Below are 6,674 nucleotides of genomic sequence, written 5' to 3' on the forward strand. Positions count from 1 at the left end.
TTCATTGCGCTACCGATCCTGGATACCGATTTCATCACACGCGTTACCCTGACTTCGAACAAGGCGCGATTCCCATGCATTTCACTATCAACGGCAAGGCCCACACCGCCGAGCCGGATATCCGCGCCTCGCTGCTCGACCTGCTGCGCGAGCATCTCGGCCTGACCGGCACAAAAAAGGGCTGTGACCATGGCCAGTGTGGCGCATGCACGGTGATCGTCAACGGACGGCGGATCAATTCCTGTCTCACGCTTGCGGTGATGCACCAGGAAGATGACATATTGACGATCGAAGGACTCAGTGGCGAAGGCGGGGGCAGCGCCGACGCCCTGCATCCGATGCAGTCGGCTTTCATACGCCATGACGGTTATCAATGCGGTTATTGCACGCCGGGGCAGATATGTTCGGCGGTGGCGATGCTCGACGAAGTCAGCAAGGGCTGGCCGAGCCATGTCAGCAGCGACCTGACCGATATCGAACTGACCGACGCGGAAATATCGGAACGGATGAGCGGCAATATCTGCCGCTGCTCGGCTTATCCCAACATCGTCGATGCGATAAGAGAAGTGGCGGGATCGGACGCATGAAGACGTTCCAATATGCCAAGGCGGACAGCCCCGAAGCCGCGGTCGCCAATACCCGCGCAGGCACAAAGTTCATCGCTGGCGGCACCAATTTGCTCGACCTGATGAAGCTGCAGATCGAGACGCCCGACAAGCTCATCGATATTTCCCGGCTCGACCTGGCCGGCATCGAGGAAACTGCGGACGGCGGGCTGTCGATCGGCGCACTGGTGCCGAACAACGACCTCGCCGCCGACCCGCGGATCATCCAGGGTTACCCGGTGCTGAGCCGCGCGCTGCTGGCCGGCGCCTCGGGGCAATTGCGCAACAAGGCAACGACCGGCGGCAACCTGTTGCAGCGGACACGGTGTTATTATTTCTACGACACCGCGATGGCCTGCAACAAGCGCGAGCCCGGATCAGGCTGCTCGGCGATCGGCGGCTTCAACCGGATCCTCGCGATACTCGGTGCGAGCGACCAATGCATCGCGACTCATGCGAGCGACATGGCGGTGGCGATGCGCGTGCTCGACGCGACGATCGTGACGCTGAAGCCCGATGGGGATCGGCGCAGGATCGCGATCGGCGACTTTTATCGCCTGCCAGGCGACACACCGCAGATCGAGACGGCGCTCGAACCCGGCGAGTTGATTACGCATGTCGCCCTGCCGCCACCGCCTAGCGGCGCGCAACTCTATCGCAAGGTGCGCGACCGGGCGTCCTACGCCTTTGCGCTGGTGTCGCTGGCCGGCATCATATCGGTCGAGAACGGCAAGATTTCCGGAGCCGCGCTTGCCTTTGGCGGGCTGGGGCCGATGCCCTGGCGCGATGCGGCGGTCGAGGCGGCCCTGGTCGGCCAGCCGCCGTCCACTGCGGCGTTCGAGGCGGCAGCGGACGCGTTGTTGATCGATGCGCGAGGTTTCGGATCGAACGACTTCAAGATTCCGCTGACGCGCCGCCTGCTCATTGCCTGCCTGCGCGACCTGACGGCTGTTCCGGGGGAGCCGCGATGACCGTATTCAAGATGGATGCCGACCATGCCGGCCTGGCGATGGATCGCGGTGTGCAGGGCGTGCTCGGCAAGGGCATCGACCGCGTCGAGGGTGTGCTCAAGGTCATGGGCGCGGCGACCTATGGTTATGAACATCAGCTCGAAAATGTGGCTTATGGTTATTTGATCACCGCGCCGGTCGCCAAGGGCAAGGTGATCGGCTTCGATATCGATGCGGCGCGGGCGATGCCCGGCGTGATCGAGATCATTGTCGACGATCAGCGCATCCCGCGTCAGGCGGCAAGCTTCGGCCCGGCGGCCAGCGGCAACGAAGCGGTCGATCATTTCGACCAGGTGCTCGGCGCGGCGATCGCGACGAGCTTCGAGACGGCACGCGCCGCCGCCCGCGCAGTGCGAGTCGAGATCGCGACCGAGGACGGCCGGTTCGACACGATGGCCGATGTTGCCAAAGCAAGCGGGCCGCCGAAGGATTCACGGCTGCAGGACGTGGCAAAGGGCGATATCGACGCGGCGATGGCGGCGGCCGACGTCACCGTGGATCAGTTCTACACCACGCCGAACCAGGTCCATGCCGCGATGGAACCGCATGCCTCGATCGCGACGTGGGGCGACGGCAAGCTGACGCTTTATTCGAGCCTGCAGATCCTCAATGTCGCCAAGCTGGTACTGGCCAAGTCGGTCGGCATCGCGCCCGCCGATGTCCGCATCATCTCGCCCTATATCGGCGGCGGATTCGGCGGAAAGATGCTTGGGCCCGAAGCCGTGATGGCGGCAATCGCGTCGCAGCGCCTCGGCCGACCAGTCAAGATCGCGATGGCGCGCGCCCAGCTGTTCCATAACGTCTATCGCCGTACCGACACTCATCAGCGCATCCGCCTCGCCGCCGGAGCCGATGGCCGCCTGACCGCGATCGGCCATGACAGCGTGGTCAGCCAGGGGCCAGATGGCGGCTTCATGGAGCCGGTCGCGCTCGGCACGATCCCGCTTTATGCGGCGGCGACGCGGCACTTCAGCCATAAGGTGGTCACGCTCGACATGGTGCAGGCGGGTGCGGTGCGGGCGCCGGGCGAGGCGGTCGGCATGCTCGCGCTGGAAACCGCGATCGACGAGATCGCCGAACAGCTTGGCCGCGACCCGATCGATTTCCGCAAGCTCAACGAACCCGACGTCGATCCGACGACCGGCGCCCCCTTCTCGACCAGGCGGCTCGTGGATTGCCTCGACGAGGGCGCGAAGCGCTTCGGTTGGACACGGCGAGAGGCGACGCCCGGGTCGGTACGCGACGGCGAATGGCTGGTCGGCATGGGTGTGGCGGCGGCGGTGCGCATCAACCTGCTGGTCGATTCCGAGGCGCGCGTGACGCTGGGCACCGATGGCCGGGCGACGGTCGAAACCGACATGACCGATATCGGCACCGGCACCTACACGATCCTGTCGCAGATTGCCGGCGAATCGCTCGGCCTGCCGATCCACCTCGTCGACGTGAGACTCGGCGACACCGACCTGCCGCCGGGCTCCGGCTCGGGCGGATCGTTCGGCGCGGCAAGCGCGGGATCGTCGGTCGCGCTGGCATGCGAGGACATCGTCGCCGAACTGGCCGGGCGGATGAAAGCCAGGCCCGAAGACATGACGCTGAAGGATGGCCACGCCATCGCCGGCAATCGCCGCGTGCCGCTCGACGAACTGGTCGGTGATGCGCCGATCGTCGCCACCGGCAAGATCAGCCAGGGCAGCAATGCGCGCAAGTTCAGCCAGGCGGCGCACGGCGCGCAGTTCGCCGAGGTCGGCGTCAACGCGGTGACCGGGGAGGTGCGCGTACGGCGCATGCTCGGTGTGTTCGAGGCGGGCCGCATTCTCAACGCCAAGACCGCGCGCAGCCAGGCGATCGGCGGGATGATCTGGGGCATCGGTTATGCGCTGATGGAGCACGCCGTGCTCGACAAACGCCATGGTCAGTTCGTCAATCACGATCTCGGCGAATATCATGTGCCGGTCCATGCCGATGTACCGCATCTCGACGTGCATTTCATCGAGGATATCGATCATCATGCCAATCCGATCGGCGTGAAGGGCCTTGGCGAGCTGACCATTTCGGGCGCGGGCGCCGCGGTGACCAATGCGATCTACAATGCCTGTGGCGTACGGGTGCGCGAGTTTCCGATGACGCTGGACAAGATATTGGCAGGGTTGCCGCCAGTTTGATTTTACGCGTGACGCGCTCTCCCCGTTCGTTTCGAGCGAAGTCGAGAAACATGCCCGGAGAGCCTTGGTCGGTTTCTCAACTTCGCTCGAAACGAACGGATGTTAGTGAATGAAATGAGAAATAGCTGATGGCCGATAACGATTCCGTCCTGACCGCTGCCAGCGCCTGGAAAGGCGCGCCGATGGCGCTGGCCACCGTGGTCTCGACCTGGGGCTCCGCGCCACGCCCCAGGGGCAGTCAGATGCTGGTCCATGCCGATGGCCGGTTCGAAGGATCGGTGTCTGGCGGCTGTGTTGAAAGCGATATTCTTGCCATCGCCGCCGAGGTGATCGCGGGCGCGCCATTCGTGGTGAAGCATTATGGCGTCGAAGACGCGGCCGCTTGGGAAGTCGGGCTGCCCTGTGGCGGGCAGATCGCGGTGATGGTGCAACCGGTATCGGCGACCGGGTTCGATCCCGAACTGTTCGACCGCATCGCCGAGGCGCGCGATGCGGGCGCGGCGCTGAACGTCGTGACCGACCTCGACAGCGGCGCGAGTTCGCTGCGCGAGATCGAGGGTGCGGCGTTCGTCAATCGCTATGATCCGCCACGCCGCCTGCTGATCGTCGGCGCGGTGCAGATCGCGCAGGCGCTGGCGGGGCTGGCACGCGAACTGGGCATCGATACGGTCGTGATCGATCCACGTGCGCGTTTCCTGACCGGGGAACGCTTCCCCGGCGTGACGCTCGACGACCGCTGGCCGGACGAGGCGGTGACCGCTTATGCGCCCGGCCGGTCGACCGCCGTGGTGACGCTGAGCCACGACACCAAGATCGACGACCCCGCGCTGATCGCGGCGCTGGCGACCAACGCCGCCTATATCGGCGCGCTCGGCTCGCGGCGCAGCCATGCGGCGCGGCGCGAACGGCTGGCGGCGACCGGGTTGGGCCAGGATGATCTGGATCGGATCGACGCGCCGGTGGGCCTTGATATCGGCGCGATCGGGCCGACCGAGATCGCCCTGTCGATCGCCGCCGCAATGGTCGGAGCCTTCAACGCGCCACGGCGTTAGGCCAGCATAGGAGAGCTTGGATGATCCCCGTCAACCGTACCGTCCTGATCCTGCTCGCCGCCGGCCGGTCGGTGCGGTTTGGCGACAAGGACAAGCTGGAGCAGCAATTCCTGCACAAACCGCTTGCCTTCCACGTCGTCACCGCATTGGAGGCCATGCCGTTCCTGGGGCGGATTGCGGTGACCAGCCACACCAAGCTAGACTTCGCGTCGCGCGGCTACCGGGTCATCCCCAACGACGCGCCAAACGGCAATTTGTCGAGCTCGATCCGCCTCGGCGTGGCGGCGGCGCGCGCGCTGGATCCTGACGCGGTGCTGTTCGCACTCGCCGACATGCCGCGCGTTACAGCATCGCTGATCCACAGCCTGCTCGAGGTGGCCGATGGCCGCGATGCAGTGGTCGCATCGAGCGACGGCAGATATCCTCGGCCGCCAGCTGTATTCGGCATCGACCAGTGCGAGGCATTGCTGGCCCTGCAGGGCGATTACGGCGCACGCGAGATGGTGCGCGCCGGCAAACATGTCGTCGCCCCGGTCAACGAGTTGATCGATATCGACACACCGGAAGACCTGGAGCGGCTACGCGCGCTCGTCCGTCCTTATTCGTGAACCCCCGCTATTCGTGACGTAATGCGTCGATCGGATTGAGCGCCGCCGCGCGCCGTGCCGGGAAATAACCGAACACCACGCCGATCACCGCCGAGATGCCGAACGCGATCAGGTTGATCTGCGGCACGAAGATCCAGTCGACCTTCATCACCGGGGCGAGCGACACGACCGCGACCTGCGCAACGACCAGGCCGATCAGCCCACCCATCATCGATAGCGCAACCGCTTCGACCAGGAATTGCAGCAACACCTCGCCCGCAACCGCGCCGATCGCGAGGCGGATGCCGATCTCCCGCGTGCGCTCGGTCACCGACACCAGCATGATGTTCATGATGCCGATCCCGCCCACAATCAGGCTGATCGCCGCGACTGCGGTGACGATCCCGGTGAGCAGGGTGGTCGTCCCGGTTAGCGTATCGGATATCTGCTTGGTATCGAAAATGTTGAAGTCGTCATCCTTCGACCCCTTGATGTTGCGGCGTTCGCGCAGCAGGTCGGTGATCGCGGCCTGGACCGTGGCGGTCGAATAGGCCTGATCGACTCCGACCAGCATCAGGCGGATGTCCTGGGTGCCGGTGAAGCGGCGCTGCACGGTCTTGATCGGCATGATCACGACATCGTCCTGATCGCCGCCAAAACCGGCCTGGCCACGCGTCGAGAGCACGCCGATCACATCGCACGAGATGCCGCCGAGCCGAATGCGCCGCCCGACGCTGCGACCGCCGCGAAACAGGTTGGTTTGCACCGTGGTACCGATGATGCACACCGACTTGCCCGCTTGCTCCTCCGCCGGGGTGAACAGCCGGCCCGTAGTAAGCGGCCAGGGTTGGACCTGAAAATAGGCCGAGGTCGTGCCGTTGATCGTGGTCGACCAGTTGGCGCCTTCATAGATCGCCGTGGCGGTCGATTGCGCTTGTGGAGCGACGGCGGTGACGCCGGCGATCTGGCGCGTGATCGCCTCCACATCGCGCTGATCGAAGTCGGGCGGACGCGGCCCGCCGCCGCCACGACCGAACCCCTGGCCGGGCCGGATCTGCAGGATGTTGGTGCCGAGCGCGGCAATCTGTTTCTGCACCGCAGCGGTCGTCGCCTGACCGAGCGTGACCATCGTTACCACCGCCGCGACGCCGATGATGATGCCGTGTGTTTCGGCGTGAGATTGGGGACCACCTGACCCGGTAATCGGCACCTAAACGGGGACCACCTTCCGGGTCATCTATGTTCGCCTGCTGTGTTG

Annotated in this window: 6 protein-coding genes; 5 read left to right on the forward strand and 1 reads right to left on the reverse strand. The window is 65.1% G+C overall.

Annotated features, from left to right (window positions below; all coding sequences use genetic code 11):
- Window positions 1-74 precede the first annotated feature (74 nt).
- From ACVWZA_RS21220 to ACVWZA_RS21240, 5 genes are all read left to right on the forward strand, one after another.
- Window positions 75-587: a 2Fe-2S iron-sulfur cluster-binding protein gene (locus tag ACVWZA_RS21220; protein ID WP_457313434.1), complete on the forward strand. Its 513-nt coding sequence runs from the start codon at window positions 75-77 to the stop codon at window positions 585-587.
- Window positions 584-1,576, forward strand: a complete 993-nt coding sequence (locus ACVWZA_RS21225) for an FAD binding domain-containing protein (protein WP_457313435.1) — start codon at window positions 584-586, stop codon at window positions 1,574-1,576. The genes ACVWZA_RS21220 and ACVWZA_RS21225 overlap by 4 nt, the downstream gene beginning before the upstream one ends.
- Window positions 1,573-3,777 (forward strand): molybdopterin cofactor-binding domain-containing protein, encoded by a 2,205-nt coding sequence (locus tag ACVWZA_RS21230; RefSeq protein ID WP_457313436.1) that lies wholly within the window; start codon window positions 1,573-1,575, stop codon window positions 3,775-3,777. Before ACVWZA_RS21225 ends, ACVWZA_RS21230 begins: the two co-directional genes overlap by 4 nt.
- Before the next feature lie 128 nt (window positions 3,778-3,905).
- Window positions 3,906-4,829 (forward strand): XdhC family protein, encoded by a 924-nt coding sequence (locus tag ACVWZA_RS21235; protein WP_457313437.1) that lies wholly within the window; start codon window positions 3,906-3,908, stop codon window positions 4,827-4,829.
- 20 nt (window positions 4,830-4,849) lie between these two features.
- Window positions 4,850-5,437, forward strand: coding sequence for a nucleotidyltransferase family protein (locus ACVWZA_RS21240; protein WP_457313438.1), 588 nt, complete (start codon window positions 4,850-4,852; stop codon window positions 5,435-5,437).
- A gap of 7 nt (window positions 5,438-5,444) precedes the next feature.
- Here ACVWZA_RS21240 and ACVWZA_RS21245 read toward each other — a convergent pair whose 3' ends face one another.
- On the reverse strand, window positions 5,445-6,626 hold the full coding sequence (locus ACVWZA_RS21245; RefSeq protein WP_457313439.1) for an ABC transporter permease: 1,182 nt from the start codon (window positions 6,624-6,626) through the stop codon (window positions 5,445-5,447).
- Window positions 6,627-6,674: the final 48 nt, after the last annotated feature.

It is taken from the genome of Sphingomonas sp. UYAg733, from assembly GCF_054057355.1.